The 26,183-nt window shown below is 41.1% G+C and carries 22 protein-coding genes, 1 pseudogene and 2 riboswitches; of the genes and pseudogenes, 6 read left to right on the top strand and 17 right to left on the bottom strand.

The window, feature by feature from the left end:
- Window positions 1-74: 74 nt before the first annotated feature.
- The 4 genes from hutU to DL897_RS13720 all read left to right on the top strand — a co-directional run bounded on the left by hutU (window position 75) and on the right by DL897_RS13720 (window position 5,617).
- Complete coding sequence (gene hutU / locus DL897_RS13735; protein WP_113659722.1) at window positions 75-1,727, top strand: urocanate hydratase; 1,653 nt, start codon at window positions 75-77, stop codon at window positions 1,725-1,727.
- 253 nt (window positions 1,728-1,980) lie between these two features.
- Window positions 1,981-3,273, top strand: coding sequence for an imidazolonepropionase (gene hutI, locus DL897_RS13730; RefSeq protein ID WP_240627448.1), 1,293 nt, complete (start codon window positions 1,981-1,983; stop codon window positions 3,271-3,273).
- Window positions 3,266-4,267 (top strand): agmatinase family protein, encoded by a 1,002-nt coding sequence (locus DL897_RS13725; RefSeq protein WP_113659721.1) that lies wholly within the window; start codon window positions 3,266-3,268, stop codon window positions 4,265-4,267. Before hutI ends, DL897_RS13725 begins: the two co-directional genes overlap by 8 nt.
- A 21-nt stretch (window positions 4,268-4,288) precedes the next feature.
- The gene (locus DL897_RS13720; protein ID WP_206186528.1) at window positions 4,289-5,617 is read left to right on the top strand and encodes a YjiH family protein; all 1,329 of its coding nucleotides are present in this window, start codon (window positions 4,289-4,291) and stop codon (window positions 5,615-5,617) included.
- A gap of 96 nt (window positions 5,618-5,713) precedes the next feature.
- Here DL897_RS13720 and DL897_RS13715 read toward each other — a convergent pair whose 3' ends face one another.
- From DL897_RS13715 to DL897_RS13685, 7 genes and pseudogenes are all read right to left on the bottom strand, one after another.
- Window positions 5,714-6,946: a cell wall-binding repeat-containing protein gene (locus tag DL897_RS13715; RefSeq protein ID WP_113659720.1), complete on the bottom strand. Its 1,233-nt coding sequence runs from the start codon at window positions 6,944-6,946 to the stop codon at window positions 5,714-5,716.
- Window positions 6,947-7,052: 106 nt separating this feature from the next.
- Window positions 7,053-7,841, bottom strand: a complete 789-nt coding sequence (locus tag DL897_RS13710; protein WP_113659736.1) for a cytochrome c oxidase assembly protein — start codon at window positions 7,839-7,841, stop codon at window positions 7,053-7,055.
- Window positions 7,828-8,349 (bottom strand): DUF2243 domain-containing protein, encoded by a 522-nt coding sequence (locus DL897_RS13705; protein ID WP_113659719.1) that lies wholly within the window; start codon window positions 8,347-8,349, stop codon window positions 7,828-7,830. The genes DL897_RS13710 and DL897_RS13705 overlap by 14 nt, the downstream gene beginning before the upstream one ends.
- A gap of 289 nt (window positions 8,350-8,638) precedes the next feature.
- Complete coding sequence (locus DL897_RS13700) at window positions 8,639-8,956, bottom strand: hypothetical protein (RefSeq protein ID WP_113659718.1); 318 nt, start codon at window positions 8,954-8,956, stop codon at window positions 8,639-8,641.
- A 240-nt stretch (window positions 8,957-9,196) separates the two neighbouring features.
- Complete coding sequence (locus DL897_RS13695) at window positions 9,197-9,766, bottom strand: class I SAM-dependent methyltransferase (protein ID WP_168188795.1); 570 nt, start codon at window positions 9,764-9,766, stop codon at window positions 9,197-9,199.
- A gap of 245 nt (window positions 9,767-10,011) precedes the next feature.
- Window positions 10,012-10,158: pseudogene (locus DL897_RS19080) on the bottom strand (NADPH dehydrogenase); the annotation flags it as partial.
- Between the two features lie 106 nt (window positions 10,159-10,264).
- Window positions 10,265-10,426: an oxidoreductase gene (locus tag DL897_RS13685; RefSeq protein ID WP_168188794.1), complete on the bottom strand. Its 162-nt coding sequence runs from the start codon at window positions 10,424-10,426 to the stop codon at window positions 10,265-10,267.
- A 333-nt stretch (window positions 10,427-10,759) separates the two neighbouring features.
- On the opposite strand from DL897_RS13685, the gene DL897_RS13680 reads away from it, so the two are divergent.
- Together DL897_RS13680 and DL897_RS13675 are read left to right on the top strand one after the other, a co-directional pair.
- The gene (locus DL897_RS13680) at window positions 10,760-12,394 is read left to right on the top strand and encodes an SLC13 family permease (protein WP_113659714.1); all 1,635 of its coding nucleotides are present in this window, start codon (window positions 10,760-10,762) and stop codon (window positions 12,392-12,394) included.
- Window positions 12,395-12,540: 146 nt separating this feature from the next.
- Window positions 12,541-12,849 carry a hypothetical protein gene (locus DL897_RS13675; RefSeq protein WP_113659713.1) on the top strand — a complete coding sequence of 103 codons (309 nt, stop codon included), beginning with the start codon at window positions 12,541-12,543 and terminating at the stop codon, window positions 12,847-12,849.
- 297 nt (window positions 12,850-13,146) lie between these two features.
- Here the strand turns inward: DL897_RS13675 and DL897_RS13670 are convergent, their stop codons facing one another.
- The 10 genes from DL897_RS13670 to DL897_RS13625 all read right to left on the bottom strand — a co-directional run bounded on the left by DL897_RS13670 (window position 13,147) and on the right by DL897_RS13625 (window position 25,957).
- Window positions 13,147-14,487, bottom strand: a complete 1,341-nt coding sequence (locus DL897_RS13670) for a 5'-deoxyadenosine deaminase (RefSeq protein WP_113659712.1) — start codon at window positions 14,485-14,487, stop codon at window positions 13,147-13,149.
- A 27-nt stretch (window positions 14,488-14,514) separates the two neighbouring features.
- A complete protein-coding gene (locus DL897_RS13665; RefSeq protein ID WP_240627446.1) occupies window positions 14,515-15,879 on the bottom strand; it encodes an NCS2 family permease in 1,365 nt (454 codons plus the stop codon).
- A 143-nt stretch (window positions 15,880-16,022) separates the two neighbouring features.
- Window positions 16,023-16,123: riboswitch (purine riboswitch) on the bottom strand.
- 267 nt (window positions 16,124-16,390) lie between these two features.
- A complete protein-coding gene (gene gcvPB / locus DL897_RS13660; RefSeq protein WP_113659711.1) occupies window positions 16,391-17,896 on the bottom strand; it encodes an aminomethyl-transferring glycine dehydrogenase subunit GcvPB in 1,506 nt (501 codons plus the stop codon).
- A gap of 1 nt (window position 17,897) precedes the next feature.
- On the bottom strand, window positions 17,898-19,241 hold the full coding sequence (gene gcvPA, locus DL897_RS13655; protein ID WP_113659710.1) for an aminomethyl-transferring glycine dehydrogenase subunit GcvPA: 1,344 nt from the start codon (window positions 19,239-19,241) through the stop codon (window positions 17,898-17,900).
- A gap of 1 nt (window position 19,242) precedes the next feature.
- Entirely contained in the window at window positions 19,243-19,632 is a 390-nt protein-coding gene (gene gcvH / locus DL897_RS13650) for a glycine cleavage system protein GcvH (protein WP_113659709.1), read from the bottom strand.
- A 24-nt stretch (window positions 19,633-19,656) separates the two neighbouring features.
- Window positions 19,657-20,772 carry a glycine cleavage system aminomethyltransferase GcvT gene (gene gcvT, locus DL897_RS13645; RefSeq protein WP_113659708.1) on the bottom strand — a complete coding sequence of 372 codons (1,116 nt, stop codon included), beginning with the start codon at window positions 20,770-20,772 and terminating at the stop codon, window positions 19,657-19,659.
- Window positions 20,769-21,668 carry an L-serine ammonia-lyase, iron-sulfur-dependent, subunit alpha gene (gene sdaAA, locus DL897_RS13640; RefSeq protein ID WP_113659707.1) on the bottom strand — a complete coding sequence of 300 codons (900 nt, stop codon included), beginning with the start codon at window positions 21,666-21,668 and terminating at the stop codon, window positions 20,769-20,771. Before sdaAA ends, gcvT begins: the two co-directional genes overlap by 4 nt.
- Before the next feature lie 4 nt (window positions 21,669-21,672).
- On the bottom strand, window positions 21,673-22,188 hold the full coding sequence (locus DL897_RS13635) for a serine dehydratase beta chain (RefSeq protein WP_113659706.1): 516 nt from the start codon (window positions 22,186-22,188) through the stop codon (window positions 21,673-21,675).
- 12 nt (window positions 22,189-22,200) lie between these two features.
- Entirely contained in the window at window positions 22,201-23,451 is a 1,251-nt protein-coding gene (glyA, locus tag DL897_RS13630) for a serine hydroxymethyltransferase (protein ID WP_113659705.1), read from the bottom strand.
- A 171-nt stretch (window positions 23,452-23,622) separates the two neighbouring features.
- Window positions 23,623-23,728: riboswitch (glycine riboswitch) on the bottom strand.
- 138 nt (window positions 23,729-23,866) lie between these two features.
- Entirely contained in the window at window positions 23,867-25,957 is a 2,091-nt protein-coding gene (locus DL897_RS13625) for a golvesin C-terminal-like domain-containing protein (RefSeq protein WP_113659704.1), read from the bottom strand.
- Window positions 25,958-26,183 lie beyond the last annotated feature (226 nt).

Below are 26,183 nucleotides of genomic sequence, written 5' to 3'. Positions count from 1 at the left end.
ACCGCTGGATTAGGATTAAAAAGAAAGCGATTTCATTAAAACCATATACCCCATTCAAAAGGAGAGTGAATGATATGTCTCGTACCATTCGAGCTTATCGAGGAACTGAGTTACATGCAAAAGGGTGGATTCAAGAAGCTGCTTTACGGATGATCATGAATAACCTTGATCCAGAAGTGGCAGAAAAGCCGGAAGAGTTAGTCGTTTATGGAGGGATCGGAAAAGCGGCTCGGAACTGGGAAGCTTTTGAGGCGATTGTAGAGACGCTAACGAATCTAGAAAACGATGAAACGCTATTAATTCAATCGGGAAAACCGGTTGCCGTATTTAAAACCCACACTGATGCACCTCGGGTATTGCTGGCTAACTCCAATCTCGTGCCAGCTTGGGCAAATTGGGATCATTTCCATGAATTAGAGAAAAAAGGGTTAATGATGTATGGGCAGATGACTGCCGGAAGCTGGATCTATATCGGTAGCCAAGGGATTGTCCAAGGTACCTATGAAACTTTTGCGGAGTGTGCACGGCAACATTTTGGTGGTAGTCTAAAAGGAACGATTAGCCTTACTGCCGGACTAGGTGGCATGGGTGGAGCACAACCGTTAGCCGTTACCCTCAATGAAGGTGTCGTTATTGCTATTGAAGTCGATCCGGTTCGGATTCAGCGTCGTTTGGATACCCAATATCTCGATGTTCGAGTCGATAGCCTCGATGAAGCGATTGCATTGGCTCAAAAAGCGAAAGAAGAAGGAAAACCATTATCGATTGGACTCTTAGGGAATGCAGCTGACCTCCTACCACAAATGATTGAAAAAGGCTTTATCCCCGATATCTTGACGGATCAAACGTCAGCTCATGATCCACTAAATGGCTATCTTCCACAAGGAATGACTTTAGAAGAAGCCGCTGAGCTTCGAAAAACCGATCCCAAACAAGTGGAAGAGCGAGCTAAGCAAAGTATGGCGGTCCATGTACAAGCGATGTTGGAGATGCAAAAGCAGGGGGCTATCACCTTTGACTATGGCAACAACATCCGTCAAGTGGCGAAAGATCAAGGAGTGGAGAATGCTTTTGACTTCCCGGGCTTTGTCCCTGCTTATATCCGTCCTCTCTTCTGCGAAGGTAAAGGACCATTCCGCTGGGTAGCCCTGTCAGGCGATCCAGAGGACATTTACAAAACGGATGAAGTGATTTTACGAGAGTTTAGCTACAATGAGCATCTTTGCCGCTGGATTCGGATGGCACAGGAGAAAATCACATTCCAAGGGCTGCCATCACGGATCTGCTGGTTAGGCTATGGTGAACGGGCTCGTTTTGGCAAAATCATCAACGACATGGTGGCTTCAGGAGAGCTTAAAGCACCGATCGTCATCGGACGAGATCACTTGGATTCAGGCTCAGTTGCATCACCCAACCGGGAAACGGAAGGGATGAAAGATGGCAGTGATGCAGTAGCGGACTGGCCAATTCTCAATGCTTTAGTCAATGCAGTCGGCGGAGCAAGCTGGATCTCAGTCCATCATGGCGGTGGTGTAGGCATGGGCTACTCCCTCCATGCCGGAATGGTGATCGTAGCTGATGGAACGAAAGAAGCGGAAAAGCGTTTACAGCGAGTCCTAACAACTGATCCGGGGATGGGGGTTGTCCGTCACGTTGATGCTGGATATGAGCTGGCTGTCAAAACAGCGAAAGAAAAAGGCGTTCATATTCCCATGCTAAAAGGGTAGACATTTTACTAGGAATCAAAATAATAAACCAAAGGAGCCGTATTTCCCAACGAACCGACTTTCAGTGCGCTACCTAGCAGAGGAAAACGGAACAGGGTGATCAAGGAGGGCAACAGCATCAGTGTAGAAACATCCGTATGGCTTTGCCCGCCCGTCCTGTGTAGTATTCCGGAGCGGACAGAATAATCCCCCTATGCAAGCACTTATGGGAGTGAGTGGGAAATACGGCTCCCCAAAAAAGGAGGATCATCCATTGAATCATAAACCACTATTCATTCGTCATGCCAAACAACTCGTCACCTTAGCTAGAAGCTCAGAAAGACCGCTTAAAGGTCAAGCGATGAACAACCTAAACATCATTGAAGATGGAAGTGTATGGATCGAAAACGGTGTCATTCAAAAAGTGGGCAAAGACGAAGAAATCGTCCAACACTATCAAGATCGCCTTGCCGAAGCCGACATCGTCGATGCCAGAGGTAAACTCGTCACCCCCGGACTAGTTGATCCGCATACCCACCTCGTATATGCAGGGAGCCGGGAAAATGAGTTTGAGATGCGTCTCAAAGGGGCTACCTATATGGAAATCATGAATGCAGGTGGCGGTATTCATGCAACCACTCGAGCTACTCAGCAAGCAGATCATGAGCAACTTTTGCAGGAAAGTAAACGGCGCTTGGATCAATTCTTGTTCCATGGAGTAACCACGGTCGAAGCGAAAAGCGGTTATGGACTTACTCTTGAGCATGAAATCAAACAATTGGAAGTAGCCCAGACGCTAAATGAACAGCATGAAGTTGATTTGGTATCTACATTTATGGGGGCGCATGCTGTTCCTGTGAAAGATAAAGAAAATCCCGACCGTTTTGTTGATGAAGTGATTACAGAAATGATTCCTGAAGTAGCAAGGCGTGGGCTTGCTGAGTTTAATGATGTCTTTTGTGAACGGGGCGTATTTACACCTGAGCAATCCCGCCGCATTTTGGAAGCGGGGCTTGAATATGGTCTCAAACCGAAAATTCACGCCGATGAGATTGAACCTTATGCAGGAGCGGAGTTAGCTGCTGCAGTGGGTGCTGTATCTGCAGATCATTTGCTTAAAGCGTCGGATCAAGGCATTCAAGCGATGGCGGAAAAGGAAGTGGTCGCAGTTCTATTACCCGGTACGGCATTCTTCCTGATGGCCGAGATGGCTCAAGGACGCAAAATGGTGGATGCAGGTGTGCCTGTCGCTTTATCGACGGATTGTAATCCGGGCTCTTCACCAACAGTTTCCTTACCACTTATTATGAACCTGGGTTGTCTCAAGATGGGGATGACTCCGGCGGAAGTATTAACGGCTGTAACCATCAATGCCGCCCATGCCATTTGTCGTGGACATGAGATCGGCAGTATTGAAGTAGGGAAAAAAGCAGATTTGGTGATCTTTGACGTACCCAATTATATGAGTCTGTCCTATCTCTATGGGGTGAATCATGCCCAAACGGTCATCAAAAATGGAAGAGTGGTTATTGAAAACCGGATCAAAAGGAGTGGAGTGAATGCGTAATTATCCATATCCTTTGCTAAGTCCGCCTCCCTTTCGCTGGTATGCTGCAAAAGATTTGGAAGAACCGAAAGTTCATGAATGGATTCAAACCTTGAATCTAAAAGAAGGAGAAACCGTGGATTGGTCACAATGGGATGTGACTATCCTCGGTGTCCCTCTTTCCCGTTCCTCCATTAGTGCATCCGCTGCAAGTGAAAATCCCGATGCGATACGCCGGGCGTGGAAATTATTTACCACCTATAACTTGGATGAAGATGTAGACTTAACCGCCCTACGAGTGGTGGACTTAGGCGACGTCAAACAGCATGTGACCGATATTTCTACCTGTCACCGCCATATTCGAGAAGCAATGATCGCAATGCGGACTCATCATCCGCACACCTTGCCCTTGATGATCGGAGGGGATCATTCCATCACCGCGATGTTAGTCAAAGGATGGAAAGAAGCCCATCCAGATGAACGCATCGGCATTTTGCAGTTGGATACTCACTTTGATCTCCGTTCCATGGCAGATAATGGTCCTAGCAATGGTACACCAATCCGCAACTTGATTGAAAGCGGTACGATTCGTGGGGAAGATGTTTATAACATCGGACTTCATGGCTTTTTCAATGCGAAATCATTAAAAACATATGCGGATGAAGTAGGGGTTCATTACGTCACTTTAAAAGAAGCGCGTAAAAAAGGGGTAGCCCAAGTAGTACGAGACGCTTTAGAGCAATTGAGCCAGAAAGTAGACACCATCTATCTCACCGTTGATATGGATGTATTGGATATCAGCATGGGACCTGGAGCACCTGCAGCGACGCCCGGGGGAATGCGTACAGATGAACTATTCGAAGCTGTTTTATTGGCTGGAGCTTGTCCCCAAGTCAAAGCGATGGATCTTGTCTGCCTAGACCCTTACCGGGATGTTGGACAAACCACGGTCAAAGCGGGTGTTCATGTCATGCTGTCGTTTTTGACAGGACTTGTGCAAAGAAAAAGAGGATAAGAAGAGGAAGGGGGAAGGTGCATGAACAAAATCCTGATCGACACCCATAAAAACATCCATACAGCCACACCCTCACAAGTTATTCGTTTTTTTGTCTATAGTATCATCGGGATCTTTATGTTTTTCATCCCTGTAACCATGAGCGGAAAATCTTCTATTCCGCTCGATCATCTGGTTACCTTGATTCGCGAGCATATTCCGTCCTTCGTACCCATTTATGTCCTTATTTTAATTGCCGCTGGGGTTGTCTATCCATTTATCAAAGGAACATGGAAGAAGAGTCCAGTCGATCTTATCTTTTCGCTCTTAAAAATAGTAGGCTTAATCGTAGCGATCATGATTTTCTTAAAAATCGGTCCCAAGTGGTTATTTGCTCCTAATATGGGCCCCTTCCTTTTTGATAAATTGGTTATTCCAGTTGGACTTCTAGTTCCCTTGGGATCTGTCTTCTTAGCATTATTGGTGGGATATGGCTTATTGGAATGGATCGGTGTCTGGGTTCGCCCGATTATGCGTGTCGTTTGGAAAACCCCTAGACGTTCAGCAGTAGATGCAGTGGCTTCATTTGTTGGTAGTTATTCACTTGCTTTATTAATTACCAATCGGTTATTTAAGGAAGGAAAATATACAATTCGTGAAGCGGTGATTATCGCTACTGGTTTTTCGACTGTATCCGCTACCTTTATGATTATCGTGGCAAAAACATTGGGAATCATGGAATATTGGAATCTCTATTTTTGGATAAGTATGTTAGTCACTTTTTTGGTAACAGCCATCACCGTTCGCATTTGGCCGATCTCGCGTAAAAGCGATACATATATCACAGGCGAAGGTGATCCCGAACCCGAGTATAAAAGTCAGCTATGGAAGAACGCTTGGATGGAAGCAATGACTGCTGCTAGTCAAGCAGCGCCACTTTTGCGGAATATTTGGAGTAACCTAAAAGATGGTTTAGTGATGACCATGTCCATCTTACCGTCGATTATGTCCGTGGGGTTTATCGGCTTGGTGCTGGCTGAATTTACACCCGTATTTGATTGGTTAGCCTATTTATTCTATCCTGTTACTTGGATCTTACAGATTCCTGAACCAATGGTTGCAGCCAAAGCATCTGCAATCGAAATTGCCGAGATGTTTTTACCCGCCCTCATTGCGGTGAAACTACCTTTGGTAACCAAATTTATCATTGCGATCGTTTCCGTTTCCGCTATTTTATTTTTCTCTGCTTCCATTCCCTGTATTTTATCCACAGAAATTCCAATTTCGCTTTGGGAAATAATCATTATTTGGTTTGAACGGACTGTGTTGACATTGATATTGGCGACACCCATTGCCTTTTTATTGTTTTAGACATACATGTAAAAAAGGAAGCCGACACTGGTCGCTTCCTTTTTTACATGTATGTCTGGTATATGTAAATTCTATAGCATGGTTAGTCGTCCACTTTTAATGTCCCATTGCTTCATGTCCTTCACCGCTCTCAGGGACAATTTCTAACATTTCATCGATCATTCCTTGTGTAGAAAATGGGATGGATTTTTCTGTTCCAATTAGAAAAGCGTGGCTATAAGGTCCTTCTGTCGGTTCCTTTTTATATTTGGGCTGTAAACTCATTAGATATTTATGTAAGGGGTTAGATAATTCTGCTCCTTGCAATAGAAGCATAGGAGCATGCTTTCCTAAATGAGCAAAAGGGGCACTAGCAATAGCCGCATCTACGCGATTAACCCGATTAAAGGTAAAACCATGCCCAGGTTTAGTAATTCCCCAGCCAAAACCAGTCGTAGAATCTTTAAACTTGGCAAAAGCAATCGCATTTTCCTCTGGAGTTTCTCCGCTAATTCTTGTTACTTTCCCATACGCTTGCAACTGTTGTTCCACTTTGTTAGAAACCGATTTTTCTGGTCCCAAAAGATAAATATTCGCTTTGTTGTTTCGTTGTTTGAGCGCATCCATCGTAGCTTGTGGAATCGCGTCTTTGTTTACATACAGTAGTGGTTCCGGCATATGACTAATCCAATTAGCTGCTGGAAGAGTATATTCGGAAGCGTCCATCGAACCAATCACGACACCATTCGGGAACTTTCCACCGCTGTTTTTTGCATAATAAGCATCAATTTCTTTTGCTATTTGTGCGGGCTCCGTTCCTTTGATCTGATCCACTTTCCAACCGTGTTTCTCTAATTGTTGGCGTACTTTATTTGCAAAGTCACCAATTAGAATCACTTGTACCCCTTGGTTCATTTTACTACCAGTCGGATTTAGACGTTGAATCTCTTGGAGTGTCACTTCAGGAATCCGATCTTTTTCTGCATATAGAAGCGGGCCATTGTTCGGATGGTGAACCAAGGTAACCGCAGGTAGATTTATTTTCCATGATCCTTTTATTCCGAGTAAAACCGTTCCTGGACGATTTTTATTACTCGTTGCTGGCCATATCGTTTGCGATGTCTCTACAGCAACGCGAACTGCATCATCTTGGTTAATCCGAGTTATATTCTTGGTATTGAAGTTTAATCGTCCTTTGGCAGCTGCTGTATTTGAATGGGTTCCATGTTTGGAATGGTCTGTAGTGGCTTCTGCTTGATTGTTGCCTGTGGCTTCACCACAACCTGCAACAATCAACGAAAAAGCTAAAATACAAGACAAAGAAGCAAAAAAACGAGTCGATCTTGACATCGGATATAATCCCTCCTTTAGAAACTGAGTATATTGTAAACAAGAGTTATGTAGAAAATATGTATCTGAATTGTCTTATAATTAATCAAGCGTGTTGGAAGATCGTTCACGAACTCATTGCCTTCAAGGCTCGGGGCCAGCTGCCTTTGTACCATTGATAGCAAAGAATAAAGATCATGACAAGATCAATCGCATCGCCACCGTAATACATGAGCATCCCGCCGGTTTCTGCCTGAGATGTAGGAACACCTGTCGGGGGGTGAGCATAAATGGCTTTCGATAGGATACCGTGACCTGCTAAGGCCATCCAGAATACGATCAAGCGATAAGTAAAGCTATACCGATGGGGTGTCGGGTCAACATAGATCAGGGATGCTGTAAAAAGGTAGCCTGCGAGGAAAACATGGATGTGTATCAAGATATGGAGTAGGATGTATTGATGCATCAACACATATAAATCGGTCGTATAAAGTATCCACAATCCTCCGATATTGAGAAGAGATGTGACAATAGGATGATTCAGGATACTCATAGGTCGACTCCTGAGAATGGATGATATATGTCGAGCTGTCTGCACATGGAGTGTTCGTAGGATCAGAGTCATCGGTCTAGCGAGTACCATGAGAAGTGGGGCAAGCATTCCAAGGAGCAAATGACCAAGCATATGCGCTGTAAAATCAGTATGGGCACGGTCGGCTAGGGGACCGATAACAGCGGCCATGGCGCAGGTAACCCCCAAAATAAAGAGGATAGTGCGATAGAGAGGCCATGGTTTATGATGACGACTCGATATCACGGAAGCAAAGACATAGCCCATCAAAGCTAGGATAAAAGGAAGTGTTAAGATAAAGGAAGAAAAGGTTCCATCATGATGAATATGATTATTCATATGCATTTGAAGCGTTCCTTTCCTCTTGTGGTGATCCTTGCCTTGTACGAATAAGGAGAATAATCCCGATAAGAAGCATAATCAAAGCCGTGATGTTCCAGACCAAGTCGTATGGAAGAATGTTCACATTGTAGCGAATCTGGTGCAGTCGCATCAGCTTGTGCTGTATAATGCCGTCGTATAACTGAAATAACCCTGCTCCAAACAGCAAACCACCTACCCATCTCGTAAGCCATAATGCGTTTCGGCGTCGAAGGTCAGCAAACATGAATAATGCACCAATCGTTGCAAACCAACTAAAAGCATGAAAAAGTCCATCAGAGACCAGCCCGAGATCAGTTGTGGACTTATCATAAAAATGGTGCCAATGTAGGAGCTGATGAAAAACAGCTTCATCGATAAAGGCGACTAGACCCAGTCCGAAGAGGAAACCGGACCAGAAATTACGAGCTGAGTATACGTAGCGAGTAGGATCATTCGATTTTATTTTTGGATTGACAGTTTGGGTAGACATAAACTTCTCCTTTTTGAGAACACAGTTCATTAGGATTGCTGATTTCCTTTATATTTTTTCCTATTTTATCCTGTATCAAGAATTTTACACCGGAATCATGCCAAAAAAAGAAGCAGCCCCGTATTACTATCGGTGTGATACGGGGCTGCTTCTTTTTGATTGGGTGAGGGTATATTGCTATGAAGCGACTGGATGAGCTCTTTATCAAGCTAAATAATATACTATTCTATCTTTTTTAAAAATAATATCGTTGTCATAGGCTTATAACTAGCTCAATGACTCAAATAAGCTAACGTTGATAGGTCGTTTCTTTGGCTAAATAAAGGGCTGTTTCATCTGTAATGTCCTGAAAGTAGTCATTTAATAGCTGTTGGGTTAGAGGATGTTGGGTGACTGTATAGAAAGTTTCCTTATCCGTATAATATATTTCAATTTGTAAACGATACTTTGTATCGGATGGGGATTTAAACCTAAAACCGGTAAGCGGATTTACATTGACTTTGTGAATGCCTGGAATGGTTAAGAGTTGAGGTACAACCGATTCGATTAATAATCTTTCTTGATCAAACTCATTATTGTCCTCAATAAAAACAATTAACTTATACATAGAAACACCCCAGATCATAAAAATGTGAAATTTTGAAATTTATGTATACTGGCAAGAAAGATTATATCATTTTAATTCTAGTAAATAAACAAAAATAGTGAGTAAAACCACTCCTTGTAAATAAAAAGTTAGGAGTGGTTTTTATTCAATCAAATGAGTCGTTTTTAAGCATGGGTCAAAGAAATTAGAAAGAGTTTGGAAATGATCTATAGTCTTTCGATGATAAATATGATTAGATGTTTATTGGATAAAATTTTTACAAATAAAGATAAAACTAGGTGGAATGTTTAAAGGGATAAAGCGGATGTTGACAGATGAAAAACGTACTTCCAACCACTTCTTAAGGTGTAAAGAATATTGGTATTGAATATAAAGTCCATTTGGTGTTAGGGCATTTTGAATTTCATTTAAAATGTCTGCACGCAAACTGGGATGAAAATTAGTCAACGGTAAACAAGAAACAATACAGTCTACTTGTTTTAGCTGAAGTTGCTTAAGCTTTTGCGTTAAATATTGGGCATCTGAGAAAAGAGAGATATGCGGATAGCGATGATGTAAATATTGGCGGAGTGCCTGATCCTGCTCAAAAAGGACGACATGGCAATCAGATGGTGCACGTTGCAAGATTTCATGAGTAACAATCCCTGTTCCAGATCCCAATTCGACGATTGATTTGAGATTATGCCAGGGAATGGGGTTCATTAGCGCATGAACAAGATGCTTAGAACTAGGAGTAATACTGCCGATTGTTTTTGGAGAGTAAAGAAAACGAGAAAGAAAGATAAGGCGTTGTTTTAATGAGTTAACCAAAATTATCAACCCCTCTTGGGAAAAAAGTCCTACGTTTTGTATTGTTTTATTCTATCGATCTGTTACTAAAAATGATTCTGATAGATGTCAAGAGAGAGTAAATATCATCAAGCTGCCTACGTTTGACGAGAATGCCGTGATTATGTAAGGATGAGATAAGTTTGACAGTTTGGTATAGAAGGAAGAGATATAAAAATAGAGTCGCCATTCCTCTTAAGTTGAATCATTGAGGAATGGCTTTTATTCTAAAACGCACGAGCATATTGCTTAGGTCCGATATAGTCTCTCTTCCTATCTTTAGCAGCATCTAATACCCAATAAGGGTTGCGTAATAATTCCCTACCAAGAAAGATAAGGTCATCTCGGTTGTTGCCCAAGATTTCTTCTGCTTGAGATTTTGCGAAAGAGACTATTTGATGTAGCACTTCCATCTGATATTCTTCCCAAAGACCCAGATCTTTCATACTGATACGTCCACGACTTTCCACTGCTGTGGCTTCAATCATCAAGATTTCCCGCTGCACGTGTTCCATAATGTACGATATGCCAGTCTGTTACTTGTCCTTGCTCGGTAGCGGAATACATAAACATGGGTGAGCAAACAATTCGGTTGGGTAGAATACAGTTTTTTTGTTGGAATGGCTGGAAAATAAGGGACACATGTATTCCTCCTATGATCGTATTTCTACGGTCTTATCTATATTTTATCGAATAAAAACAATGAAAGGAGCTTTAACATATTTGCTGGGAAATCGAGCTATCGAAGTACCTATTGGTAGATCAACTTGCTTAGGCTACGTTACCATACAATAACCTCTATATCCAAAAACCTTCTATTAGGAAGTAAATAAGATTATAAATATAAGGAATTATTAAGTAAAATAATTCCTGTATAGACGAAAATTATAAATATAATTGAAAGCGTTTACTATTTATGTATACTTATATATAGAATGTTAATAAAAATCGAAAATTATAAGGATGTTGATATGGATGAGATTGGCTACACTTACAAAATGGTGGAGTTACGCATGGCAGCTTCATGCGGAAACAAAAGATTTACTTCGATTCTTTAGTGGAAAGAAAAAAATAAAAGCAGGTAAATTAGAAAAAGGGCAAACGAAAGAAGAGCAACCAAAAAAGCCTCCCAAATTGGAAACAAGACAAAAAGTTGGATTGATTTTAGGACCGCTCCTATTCCTACTTATTCTTATATTCGGTAATTTTCCTGGAATGGGTTATGAAGCCAAAGCTGTCCTAGCTTCTACTGTTTGGATTGCGACATGGTGGGTAACTGAAGCGATCCCTATTCCTGCGACGTCACTCTTACCCATTATCTTATTTCCCATCACAAAAGTAACTGAAGTAAAGGATGTCACTGCAGACTATGGTGATACAACGATTTTCCTGTTTATGGGTGGATTTATCGTCGCTTTGGCGATGGAAAAGTGGAACTTACATAAACGTATCGCTTTGACGATCATTTCTTGGATTGGAACAAAAGCAGATCGGATTGTGCTAGGTACCATGGCTGCAACTGGCTTTCTTTCAATGTGGATTTCCAATACGGCTACCGCTATGATGATGGTTCCCATCGGTTTAGCAATCATTTATCAATTTTCCGCAGTATTAAAAGATCATCCCGATGTGGATACAAGTCAAGGAAATTTCCCATTTGGTAATTCAATGATGTTAGGAATTGCTTATGCAGCGTCGATTGGTGGACTTGGAACATTGATTGGAACCCCGCCCAATGCGATTTTTGCTGCACAAGTCAAAAAACTATATAATGTAGAAGTTTCTTTTGCTACTTGGATGTTGATCGGTGTTCCCATTGTGATTATTTTACTAGCATTAACTTGGCTTTATCTAGTGAAAATCGCTTTTCCAATGAAAGTGAAAGAAATTCCGGGTGGAAAAGAAGTGATTCAAAAAGAGATTCAAACCCTTGGAAAAACATCAAGCGAAGAAAAAATGGTGATGGTGGTATTTACACTCACAGCATTGGCATGGATTACACGAGACTTTCTCCTAGACCTATGGATTCCTGGGATTGATGATACGATGATTGCGATTGTAGCGGCTGTCGTCCTCTTTTTATTACCAGCGAAGAGCCAACCTGGAAAAATGATTATGGATTGGGATACTGCCAAAAAACTACCATGGGGCATTTTGCTATTGTTTGGCGGTGGACTGGCTATTGCTGGAGGATTTAAAGATTCTGGACTGACGAAGTGGATCGGCGAGCAACTAACAGGGCTTCAAGGCGTTTCATTTATCCTAGTACTTACACTTGTAGTGACACTGGTTATCTTCTTGACCGAAATAACGTCAAATACAGCCACGGCTACGATGATGTTCCCAATTATGGCAGCTTTTGCAAGTGCAATTGCCGTTCATCCGTATGGATTAATGGTAGGAGCTGGCTTAGCAGCATCTTGTGCCTTTATGTTACCAGTGGCCACCCCACCGAATGCCGTTGTCTTTGGTTCCGGTTATGTCCGAATTGGGACCATGGCGAAAGCGGGATTCTGGCTAAATATCATTTCTATTATTGTGATTGTCCTAGCGATTTATTTTATCATGCCACCTGTGTGGGGAATTGATTTATTAAAGCCAATGAAATAGCCTTAAATGAACGGTTTGTATTCAATGTTAAAGAAAAATAGATATAGGCTTCAGATTGAGCTGAGGGAATTTGAATTTGCTATAGAAATAACGTTATAATAGATCTCTCTAAACTTTTCGTCTTAGAGAGAAGGAGCATATCATGTATGATTGGGTCTGAAGTACTAAGCGTTTTAGAAACAGGCATTCATGAACGTATCAAACAAATAGAGCATGGGCTAGATTATCATCGCAATAGCGGAATCCATAATCCAGATACCATTTTTTATATCATTGCTAATTGGCATGATGTTAAGATGGTGATGGACTTTTTGCAAAAACATAAGTTACGGTCTGATTATCAAGAAATCTTTAACAGAATTACGGATGAGATTTTGGAAGCAGGTATTGTCTTGCCTGACACTAAAGAAGAATTTGACCAAGTTTTACAAATACTAAAGCAATTAGAAGGTTAAGTATACCCACAGTTCCTTAAACTGTGGGCTTTCTTTTTTACTTCCCGATGATATTAAATCTGGTTCATCCTTGGTGGATGGGGGATAATCCCCAAAAATGTATAGTGATGGATAATTATTATAATGGAGTTAATCGTAGGCTATTGAAAAAGACTACTGACAATTGGACTGACTATTCTAATTGTCAGTAGCCTATCTTATCACAAGGGACTATATCTATTCGTTGAAATAGAAGGAGGAGAAATCATATAATAAAAAAGAGACTTATATAAAAACTATTCCAAAAAAACTGTTTAATTAGTATTGGATGGATGGTAACTTTTTAAGTAAACGTTTGATGGACTTATTTGCTTCTTTAAGTACGACTTTTTCGTCAATGGTTTTCATGATCCGATTTTCCATAACGATTTGACCGCCTATGATGGTGGTTTCCACATCACCCGAGTTGGCGGTGTAGACAATCCGGGAGATCGGATCGACCTCTGCCCATGGTGCAGAGTGGAATTTGTTTAAGTTAAGGATAGCTAAGTCCGCTTTTTTACCCACTTCTAGACTTCCGATTTTGTCTTCCATTCCCACTGCTTTAGCACCACTGATGGTGGCCATTTCAAATACCTGTCTTGCTTTCATCGCTGTTGGACCGTAGGCAGGCTTATGCATAATCGCAGCTAAGCGCATCTCATGAAACATATCCAACGTATTGTTACAAGGTGCTCCATCTGAACCTAAGCTAACATGGATCGCTCGATCGATCATATCGGGAACATCAGAGATTCCGGAAGCGAGCTTTAAGTTAGAGCCCGGACAGTGAGAAACCTTAACCCCACGCTTTTTAATGATTTCTTTCTCTTCATCATTAAGGTGTACACAGTGAGCGAGAATAAGATTTTCCCGAGCCATACCAATATGATCGAGATAAACAACGTTACGCATACCGCGTTCAGCTTCAACGATGGCGATCTCCCCACGGTTTTCGGAAGCATGAGTATGAATTTTAACACCATACTGTTCAGCTAGATCACGTACATTGACGAGTAGTTCTTCGGTACAAGATACGACAAAGCGAGGGCAAAAAGCATATTCAATCCGACCATGATCATAGTTATGCCACTTCTCCAGCAAGTTTACACTTTCTTGAATAGAATGAGCTGTGTTTTCGCGAAGTAGGATCGGAACTTCGTTACCATGATCCATCATACATTTTCCAGATAAAGCGCGGAAACCACTATCTGCAAGGGCTTGGAAAGCAGAATCGGTATGGTGTACGGTTTCCATATCGACGATACAGGTGGTACCACTTTGGATTAATTCCCCAATGCCAAGTAGGGCAGAGTAGTAAAGCGATTCTTCATCATGAGATGCTTCAAGTGGCCATACCCGTTTTTGTAGCCAATCCATCAGTTCTAAGTCATCAGCTTGTCCACGGAATAATGTTTGGCATAAATGAATGTGTGTCTGGATAAAGCCAGGAATAACGATCCGACCCGTTCCATCAATCACTTTATCTACTGAACTGGGATTTAGATTTTCTCCTACTTCACGGATGGAATCGTTTTCAATATAGAGATCACCTGTGAAAATCGTATGATTGGGATCCATGGTAATGATTTGGGCGTTCTTAATTAGTAGACTGGACATTCATATCACCTACTTGTATAAATTTGGTTAGCCATGATAGAGAAAGCTAATGATAAAGGCTATGCTGATCACGTGAACCATCCAATGGGGCTCTTTATATTTACCACTTAAGATTTTTAGCAAGCTATAAGCGATAAAGCCAATTCCAATTCCATTGGCAATACTATAAGTAAGCGGCATCATAAAAATGGTGATAAAAGCAGGAAGTGTATCTGTGAAATCATCAAACTTAAGATGTCGTATTTCTTCCAACATAAATGCACCGACAAGAACGAGAATAGGAGCAGTTGCTACACTTGGAATTAGTTGAATAAAAGGCATTAAGAAGATAACGGAGATGGCTACTAATCCAGCTACAATCAGAGCTGTTAAGCCTGTTCTGCCACCAGCAGCAATTCCTGCTGCATTATCACTGTATGCGTTGGTTGCGGTTGAACCAAGTGCTGCACTTCCCATAATGGCGAATGCATCACCATAGAATGCTTGTTGCATGTTCGGAATTTTTCCTTCTTTATTGATTAAGCCCGCTTTTTGTGCCAAGGCAACGAGTGTTGCAGAGTTGTCTAGCAAATCGATGATGGTAAAAGAAAAGATGACTGAGAATACGCCGTAGCCAAATGCTGCAGGAATATCCATGGCTAGGAATGTAGCTGTTATATCAGGGAATTTAAATGAGAAAATATCGCCGACCGCTTTAGGAGCAGGAGAGTTTCCTACCACCATCGACAAGAGGGTCACGATGAGAATACTAATAACTAAACTTCCTTTGATATTCCTAGCCGTGAGTACTCCAGCAATGATTAAACCGATGAAAAATAGAATCACACTAGGGGAGGTTATCGATCCAAGAGTCACAAAAGTGGATTTGTCAGCGACTACCACTCCAGCACTTTTAAGACCAATCAAACAGAGAAATGCTCCTACACCAACGCCAACGGAATATTTGAGCGGATTAGGTATTGCTTCGATAATCACCTTTCGAATATTGGTGATGGTTAGAATGAAAAATACAACACCAGAGATAAATACAGCGCCTAAAGCAGTTTGCCAAGGTAATCCCATCCCTTGTACGATGGAATAAGCAAAAAATGCATTTAATCCAACACCAGGTCCTACAGCAATGGGTAAGTTTGCAAATAAAGCATATAAGAGTGACCCTAACACAATCACAAAGCCAGTCGCTCCGATCGCTGCTTCTAGTGGAATTCCAGCATCATGTAGAGCTTTTGGATTTACCAAAAGAATATAGCTGATTGTCATAAAAGTCGTTAATCCTGCAATAATCTCAGTGCGAACATTTGTACCTCTTTCTTTTAATTGGAAGAATTTTTGCAAAAAAGAGGTTTGACCTACTTGGGTATGATCTTCATGATTTACTTTGGCGCTACTCAATGGTTTTCCCTCCAATATGGATCATTTAGCATGACCTAGGTGACCTTCAACAGGATGATGCTAAATTGATAAAGCGCTTACATTTTTGACTCACCTCCTAATAGTATTCCATAATAAAAAACTTCCTAACGACAAGAACAATCGCATAAAACGACTGTTCTCGTAGCTAGGAAGTTATCGGTTCCCTCTAGATAGTCCCAAACCATATTTTCAGGATTATACGAGCGATGATGAATCTATGAAATTATCCGAAAATAATAGCTATAAATAACCTATTGATTGTAATTATTTTTATATTTCATTCGATTATTATTCTATCAAGTATTTAATGATAAATCAATACTTTTATGGAAAAATATTTATTAATTTCACCATATAATATCAATAGTAAATATTAGAAATATATAGTAATTAGGTAGTGTTTTATTGTTAAGGTTGTATCAACGAGCATCATCTAACCTTAGTAGGGATATTCCCCCACCTCTTTGGCATAGAGGATGGGGGAGTTTGTTTAGGCTTTAACCGTTTCTTTGTTGGATGGGTTTGCGCTTGCTTCATGATTTGGAGTATAACGAAGAATAGGCTTACGAGCTGCAGATACTTCATCTAATCGGGAAACTACTGTATCATGAGGTGCTTCTAAAACAATCTCTGGTGATTCTTCTGCCTCTTTGGCGATTTGGATCATGGTGTTAATAAATGCGTCTAAGGTTTCTTTGGACTCGGTTTCGGTTGGTTCGATCATCATACATTCCTCGACAATCAGTGGGAAGTAGATAGTTGGAGGATGGAAGCCAAAGTCCAGTAGTCTTTTAGCGATATCAAGTGTACGAACTCCCAGTTTCTTTTGACGGCGACCTGAAAGGACAAATTCGTGTTTACAAACCCGGTCATAAGGAAGATCAAAGTAAGGCTGTAATTTACGCATCATATAGTTGGCATTTAAAACAGCATCTTGTGACACTTTGAGAAGTCCATCTGGTCCATTGGAACGAATATAAACAAAAGCACGTAGTAAGATACCAAAGTTCCCAAAGAATGCTTTAACACGTCCGATCGATTGTGGAATATCATGGTTTAATTTAAAGTGATCTCCAACTTTTACCACCTGTGGACGTGGTAAGAATGGTGCTAAGATTTTTTTCACACCAACGGGTCCTGCACCAGGACCACCGCCCCCGTGGGGTCCAGTAAAGGTTTTATGCAAGTTAAGGTGAACCACGTCAAAGCCCATGTCCCCAGGACGGGTAATCCCTAAGATCGCATTGGCATTGGCTCCATCATAATAAAGAAGCCCACCTGCTTCGTGTACGACTTTAGCGATTTCGACAATGTGTTCTTCAAATAAACCTAAAGTATTGGGATTGGTAAGCATCAGTGCTGCCGTGTCAGGACCGACCGCTTTTTTCAGTTCTTCAACATCGACGAGACCATGTTCATCTGATGGAATTGTAATCGTATCTAGACCGGCTACTGCAGCACTAGCTGGATTGGTACCATGAGCACTATCTGGAACGATTACCTTGGTACGATTTTCGCCACGGCTTTCATGGTAAGCACGAATCATCATCAAAGCAGACCATTCACCTTGTGCGCCAGCTGCTGGTTGTAGAGTTACTTCGTCCATCCCTGTAATTTCAGCAAGCTCAGTCTGAAGGTTATAAAGAACTTCTAATGCACCTTGTACCGTTTCTTCAGATTGGTAGGGGTGAATCTTCGCAAAGCCAGGATAACGTGCTACATCTTCATTAATTTTTGGATTGTATTTCATGGTACAAGAACCAAGCGGATAGAATCCAGAATCAATCCCGTGATTTCGATTGGATAGCTCGGTATAGTGACGCATTAAGTCTAATTCCGAAACCTCAGGTAGTTCAGCTGGAGTTTGGCGAATTAAATGAGATGGAATCAGCTCTTCCAACTTTGTTTCAGGTACATCGCAATCAGGGAGGTCGTAAGCCGCACGTCCAGGTCGGCTCATCTCAAAAATGAGCGCTTTTTCCTTTTGCTTGATCATATTAGATTTCCCCCAATCCTTGAACTAACAAGTCAATTTCTTCTTTTGTACGTGCTTCAGTAACTGCGAGTAATATATGCTGCGATAGCTCTTTATAATCACGACCTAGATCATATCCACCTACAATGCCACGTTTAAGTAATGCGGAGTTGATCTCGGACACGGGCTTAGGAGCTTTGATTACAAATTCATTAAAGGTAGGAGCATCAAATACGACTTCATATCCCTCTAATTGATTAATAGCCTGTTTAGCATAGTGCGCTTTTTGGATGTTTTGTATGGCAACTTCTTGAACTCCTCTTTTACCAAGGGCAGTCATGGCGACAGAAGCTGCTAAGGCGTTGAGAGCTTGGTTGGAACAAATATTGGAAGTAGCTTTCTCCCGACGGATATGCTGTTCACGAGCTTGTAAAGTAAGTACAAATCCACGTTTACCATCTTCATCCGTGGTTTGCCCGACAATTCTGCCTGGAATTTTACGCATATATTTATTACGAACAGCAAAATAACCACAGCTTGGTCCGCCAAACTGCATCGGGATCCCAAAAGGTTGTGCTTCACCGACAACGATATCAGCAGCAAATTCTCCTGGTGGTTTTAAAACACCCAAAGAGAGTGGATTGGAGCTTACGACGAACAATCCTTTATGCTTATGAGCAATTTTTTCAATGGCTGCTAGATCTTCGATGCTACCCAAGAAGTTTGGATATTGTACAATGACTGCGGCAGTGTCTTGATCGACAGCTTGATCTAAAGCTTCCAAATCAGTCAGTCCATTTTTTATATCAACTTCTACTACATCATAACCTTGCCCATTGGCATTGACTTGTAAAATAGCACGAGATTGTGGATGAACCGCTTTAGAAATAACTACTTTTTTCTTTCGTGTTACTCCACAAGCGAGATTCGCTGCTTCAGCCAATGCGGTAGGGCCGTCATACATGGAAGAGTTGGCCGCATCCATGCCCGTTAATTCACAAATCATCGTTTGGAATTCGAAAATAGCTTGTAATTCTCCCTGACTAATTTCTGGCTGATAGGGAGTATAAGCTGTATAGAATTCAGAACGTGAGATCACATGGTTTACGGTACTAGGAATGTAATGATCATAAATACCAGCACCTAAGAAGTAGATATAATCATCACTATTTACGTTCTTTTTAGCTAAGCGACTAAAATACTTGACAGCTTCAGGCTCAGACAGTGCTTCAGGAATTTGGAGACGACGATTTAATTTGATTTCGTCTGGAATGTCAGCGAATAGTTCATCTACAGAAGAAATGCCTAAGAACTGTAGCATTTCTTTTTGATCTTCTTCAGTCATTGGTAAGTAACGGAAGTTCATATTATTCACCCTCAATAAATTCTTTGTATTGGTCTGCACTAAGGAGTTCTTTTAGTTCATCTAAGTTGGAGAGTTTTACTTCAAACATCCAGCCTTCACCAAATGGATCATCATTAATCACTTCTGGAGAGTCTACTAATAGTTCATTGACTTTGGTCACCACACCTGAAACAGGACAATACAAGTCGGAAACGGCTTTGACCGACTCTACACTTCCGATACTGGTATGTGCCTCAACTTCAGAATCTACTTCAGGTAACTCTAAGAAAACAATTTCACCGAGTTGATCTTGGGCAAAATCACTAATCCCAATTCTTACTGTATCATCATCTAACACTTGTACCCATTCATGTTCTTTACTGTATATGAGATTTTCTTTGACTTGACTCACGATTTATTCCTCCCCAAAAAATCGTTATGTTCTTTTATAGAATGGTGTTTTTACGGTAACTGCTTCAACTCGTTTATTACGAATCTCGACGGCAACTGGGGTACCAACACTGGCATATTCTGCTTGAATGAGGGCAAATCCTAAGTTTTTCTTTAATGTAGGAGAATGGGTACCAGAGGTGACAAATCCAATTGGCTCCGCTTTATCGATCGCATAAACAGCATAGCCATGACGTGGAATTCCACGTCCTACCATTTCAATTCCTACTAACTTTCTTGAGAGCCCTTTTTCTTTTTGTTCTTTGAGTGCTTCTTTCCCAATAAAATCATTTTCTTTATTTACTTTGACAGCAAAGCCGATCCCAGCTTCAAGTGGACTAATATCAGCACTTAATTCTTGACCATAAAGTGGTAATTTTGCTTCAAAGCGGAGGGTATCACGAGCTCCTAATCCGCAAGGAAGAACCCCCTCTTCTTTACCTGCCTCTAAGATTTTATCCCATAAACTCTCTGCGTCTTTGGCATCCAGATAAAGCTCAAAACCATCTTCACCCGTATAGCCTGTTCGTGAAACAAGCACTTCAATGCCGGATATATCTACCTTAGGCAAGAAATGGAAGAAGCCGATTTCTGATAAGTTGACAGAGGTAAGCTTTTGCAAGACCGCTTCTGCTAGAGGACCTTGCAATGCTAACAGTGCCACTTCGGATGAAATATTTTTCACCGTTGTTTTGCTATTGACATGTTCTTCAATCCATTTTACATCTTTATTGATATTGGAGGCATTGATAACTAATAAGTATTCGTCCTCTGCTAGTTTATAGATCAGCAAATCGTCAATGGTGCCACCATCTGGGTAACACATAGCCGTATACATCGCTTGGTTAATGGATAGACGACGAATATCATTGGTCATCAGATATTGCAGGGAATCGATGGCTCCTTCACCTTTTAAGAGCACTTCACCCATATGAGAGACATCAAACAAACCAGCTTTGGTTCTTACCGCTTGGTGCTCGTCTAGAATGCTGGTGAATTGAACGGGAAGCTCCCAACCACCAAAATCAATGGTTTTCGCACCATACTTTTGGTATACAGGGAACAAGGGAGTTCGTTTTAACTCTTGGTTTGTCGTACTCATTTTTCATACCCCATTTGATTTTTGTCTTGAAAAATACGTTTCTTTACTTTTTTACCTGTAGGAGTCATAGCTAGACCGCCCAAAGCTGTCTCGCGTAATGTTCTTGGCATGTTTCTGCCAATGTCATACATAGCACCAATGACTTCATCACACGGAATCTGGCTCTTTATCCCTGCTAAGCCGAGATCGGCAGCTGCGAAGGCAATGGAAGTACCAATCACATTGCGTTTGATACAAGGCACTTCGACCAAGCCAGCGACGGGATCACAGACAAGTCCAAGTAGAGATTTAAGAGCAATGGCGGTTGCTTGAGTCGCTTGCATCGGTGTTCCACCTTTTAATTCTACAATCGCCGCAGCTGCCATGGCCGTCGCAGATCCGACTTCAGCTTGGCAACCTCCAGCAGCACCAGAGATAAATGCACGGTTAGCTATAACATAGCCAATTGCACTTGCTGTCATCAAGCCCAACACTAGTTTCTCATAAGAATATCCTAGGTTATGATGTAAAGAAAAAAGACATCCGGGAAGGATTCCAGCCGATCCAGCCGTTGGAGTTGCCACAATGACACCCATTCTCGCATTATTTTCTGATGTGGCAAAAGCAAAGCGCATCGCATCAGAGACGATAGAACCAGAGAGTGCTTGCCCTTTTTCTTGATATTCGGTCATCAAGATGGCATCTCCGCCTGAAATTCCACTTGGAGCAGTTGAACGATCAGAAAGACCCGTGTCAATTGCCTCTTTCATTTTTATGAGACGTTCGGCCATCATTTCTATAATTTGCTCATTCGATCGACCCGATTTCTCACTTTCAAAGTCCAACATCACTTCAGCGATACTTTTATTCCTTTGTTCACAGTGTTTGATGAGCTCTTCGATTGATTGGATATTCATAATTTCAACTCCCGACAAGCGGAATATAAGTCGATGAGGTTCGACGATAACTTCTTAACTTCTCAAGATCATAAGGAGTGTTTAGTAGAATGTCTACTTTCTTGTCATCAATGAGAAAGATTTTAGAGAGCCCACCGCCAAGAGAAACACCACCCACGGTGATGGTTTCACCGTTTTTTTCTGCTTGAATCACCACCGTATTGGGATGATCATAATAAGTGCATGTTCCTTTTAAATGAAAGATGATTTCAACCTGATTATGTTTGGCATGGTTCAGGGAGTGACGAATGCGAATATCATCGGTTTCCATTCCTAAAAGTCCACCTACGATCGCCTTATCTGTACCATGACCTTGGTATGTTTCGGCAAATGAATCATAAAAGGTAATCTCGGCTCGGTCAGGGACATCCCCGATCAGGTCATACACAAATTTTCCTATGGATACAACCCCAGCGGTATGGGAGCTGGAAGGCCCCACCATGATGGGACCGATAATATCAAAACAGCTTTTGAATTCCATGATCTTCCTCCTTTAGCTTATCGCCACTTTTTGATGGAGAGGAAAAGACTCACATAGCTGTCTTATGTTCTGACGAACTTCTTTTATCACTTCTGGATTTCCTTGGCTCATTAGTACTTTGGCAATCAACTCTCCAATTACTTTCATTTCGTTCTCTTTCATTCCACGTGTAGTGACTGCTGCTGTTCCGATTCGAACACCACTGGTTACAAATGGACTTGTAGGATCATAGGGGATGGTATTTTTATTAACAGTGATACCAGCGTCTTCGAGGATCTTTTCAGCTACTTTACCAGTCAATCCCCATGGACGAACATCAACTAGGATTAAGTGATTATCCGTTCCGCCAGATACAAGAGCAGCTCCTTCTTTTTTCAAAGTGTTAGCTAGTTGGGTAGCATTACGTACCACTTGAATGGCATATTTTTTGAAATCAGGTTGTAAGGCTTCTTTAAAAGCAACCGCTTTCGCAGCGATGACATGCATTAAAGGCCCACCTTGAATACCAGGAAAAATCGCTTTATTTACTTTTTTGCTAATTTCTTCATCATTAGTTAAGATAATTCCACCGCGTGGCCCTCGTAATGTTTTATGTGTCGTGCTTGTAACGACATGGGCATGTGGAATCGGGGAAGGATGGAGATGGGTAGCAACAAGCCCAGCGATATGAGCCATGTCTACCATCAAATATGCTCCAATGGAATCGGCAATCTCTCTGAATTTAGCGAAGTCAATATAGCGTGGGTAAGCGCTTGCACCAGCAATGATTAATTTGGGTCGTTCACGTTTAGCAATAGAGGCAACTTCATCATAATCGATCATGTGTGATTCTTCATGTACACCATATTGAACGACATGAAACCATTTACCAGACATACTTACTGGGCTACCATGTGTAAGGTGTCCGCCGTGGGATAGGTTCATACCCATAATGGTATCACCCGGCTGTAAGAGGGCGAAGAACACAGCAGTATTGGCTTGTGCTCCTGAATGAGGCTGTACATTAGCGTACTTCGCGTTAAATAGTTGAGTGACTCGTTCAATCGCTAATTTTTCGACAACATCGACAAATTCACAGCCACCATAATAGCGTTTGCTTGGATATCCTTCAGCATACTTATTGGTTAATTCTGAGCCCATTGCTTCTAAAACGTCTTCACTTACAAAATTTTCGGATGCGATGAGTTCTAAGGTAGAAAGTTGTCTATGTTGTTCTTGTTGGATCGCTTCATAAATTTCAATGTCACGGTCTTTTAGAGTCATAAGAATCCTCCTAGGCCAGCTGTTTTTCTACCTTTCCAAGACAACACAAAAAGACAGAGGAAAGGCAGAATTGTACCCATTCTACCCTTCCTCTGTCTTTTTACCTGAGAGTTTTACTTCAAGGATATGAAGCTTTCCCCATCGGTGGCCAGCCGGCTCTTTCCAGAGGTGCGTCGTATTGTGGTCTCTTTACCTGAGAGATTGCGCCCCAAGGTTTTTAGGGACATTGCTCCTTCGGTGTCGAACGGGATTGTCCGATCTCTCCCACAACAGTCATCCGCTTATTTAATTGGCTTTTATAGTCATCATAATTGTCAAAAACAAATATGTCAATATATTGAGTAATAAAATGGAAGTCTATTTTGAAAAAAGAGCTCAGGTTTCATTGAGCCCTTTTTTATGTAAAAATGTCTTATTACTCTTTAACTAACTTCACTGCATCCGCGATCACATAGCCATCTGCATTTGCAGATAAAGTGATGGAAGTTGCACCTTGAACAAAGGAATAGACCCCTAGATCAACCCATTTTTTGCCATCTGTTTTTTGGTTTACAGGTTTGATAACACTTTGTCCATCACCATAGCGGATAGTATAAGGAGCATTAGTTGCTCGGTCATTAGCAGATGTATACCAGACATAGACACGATAGTTTCCGGATTCAGGTACATTTAGTTTCCAAGTAAAAGAAGCAGAAGTATCTTTGTTATGAACCCGATAACTTCCTTTATACCCACCAGACATACTGGATGATGAACGCCAATCGGTTAAAGCAGGGGATGCAATGACATGATTTGTGTCCGAATCGTCTACAATAGCAGACGGAATATATTCTAATTTCACTGCATCTGCCACAACTCGTGTATTATCAGCTAGATCAGATAAAGAAATCTTATTTGCACCGCTATTCAATTCATAAAGCCCTACATCGACCCATTTTCCACCATTAGTGGTTTGGTTAATCGTTTGGGTAATAGCCCCATTTTTCGTATGAATTGTATATTGTGCATTGGTTGCATTACTTACACTGCCCGGATACCAAATGGATACACGATAGACTCCAGTTAATGGAAGATTAAAGTTCCAAGTAAATACATCACTACCTATTCCACTTCCACTATAATAATAATTTTCATTATATTTTTGGGATAATAATGTGGAGAGTGTCCAACTTCCTGTTCTTGTATTCGTCGAAGCATCATTATCGATAATGATTGGTTCGGTGGGTACTTGTGGTTGATTTAGGTTATTAGAGACGCTAGTACGTAAATTAGGTAGTTCGTTCTTAATATAAGCGCCTGGACAGTTTGTTGAAGCACGTGGTAGTAATCCATGACCAGTTAGTGTAGGAATGCCAGCATCTACTTTAGGTACATTGGGATCATTATAACTGTAATTTCGGACATAATCTTTTTTGATTGTTGGATCAATCTTGTTGAGATCAGCTACATAGGTAAGAATCTGAACCAATGATTTGCGCATATGATCAGGTAGCACCACTTGATCATAATCTCCCATCATCGAGACACCAAATGTTCCATAGTTAAATGAATAAGCATGTCCACCAACAACACCATTGCTTAAAACTTCTCCATCTTTTCCATGACGGCCTTCATAGATCTTCCCATCACTGCCGATGATAGCATTATAGCCGATATCACCCCAACCACGAGTGACTGTATGGAAGTAATAAATCGAACGCATTCTCGCTGCTGGATCAGGTTCATTATTTTCTGTTGCAGTATGATGTACGACCATATGTGTTGGAGCTAGATAATCTCGGGGCCATAATTCTTTTCCCGTTTGATCAAAGCGGATAGACTCGTCAGCCCCCCAGTCGGCACGACTTATGACAGGTGGTTTATTAATAGCAGCATCTACTTTCTTTGCAAATAAGGATGCTAAAGAAATTTTCTTATCTTTCTCTTTACTGCTAGTCGGTGTTATTTTTGCTCCATCTTCGGAGTTCATTAAGGTAATCTTTAAATCTTGTAATTCCGGCTTCTTCCCATTTTTCGTATTTAAAGTGATACGATATTGTAGGTATTTACCACGTTGCCCTAAGAGTAATTGAGTAAAAGTCTCTTTATTTTTCTTATGATCAGGTCCTTCTTGGTCCTCAACACGGAGCCAGCTCCATTTTGACCAAGATCGATTATCCTTTGAGGTTCGTATTTCAAACTTCACAGCATCAACAGGTAGCTTATTATTTTCTAGCCAATGAACTCCTAAATCAGTAAATTCGATTTTCGTTTTAATGGTGGGAGAGGTATAAACAGCCTCTTCTCCATCTGTGTTCATCGTTAATTGTGCTTTGTTTTTTGCATCTTTTAATGTGATGTTTTTGTTTTTCCCAGAAAAATCTACTTTTTTCTCATGGTGGATCTCATCGTGAAGCACCTTTACCACTTTCGGTTTTGCCCAAGACTCTGGAAAGATCGGTAAGATTATAGTGCTTAGAACGACACCTGTTGCAATCAAAGTCTTTTTCCATTGAAGTAGTTTCATAGCTGTCTCCTTTTAGTTTTTAATAACACTATATAAATAAATGTATTATAATTTTTATAATGAATCAATAGGTCAAAATATTAGGTATAATAAAAAATAATATATAATTATAGGTAAATATTCTACTTATCAATACAATATAAAAATATTAGAAGGACATATAATATAAATCATAGTGGCTACTTGGAATGTGGTAATAGTATGAATTGGATATCCTATATAGCAA

Origin of the sequence: Thermoflavimicrobium daqui, assembly GCF_003313465.1 — a bacterium.
Lineage (GTDB): Bacteria > Bacillota > Bacilli > Thermoactinomycetales > Thermoactinomycetaceae > Thermoflavimicrobium > Thermoflavimicrobium daqui.
Note: the sequence above shows the minus strand (reverse complement) of the source record. Positions and strands in the feature narration are given on the sequence as shown.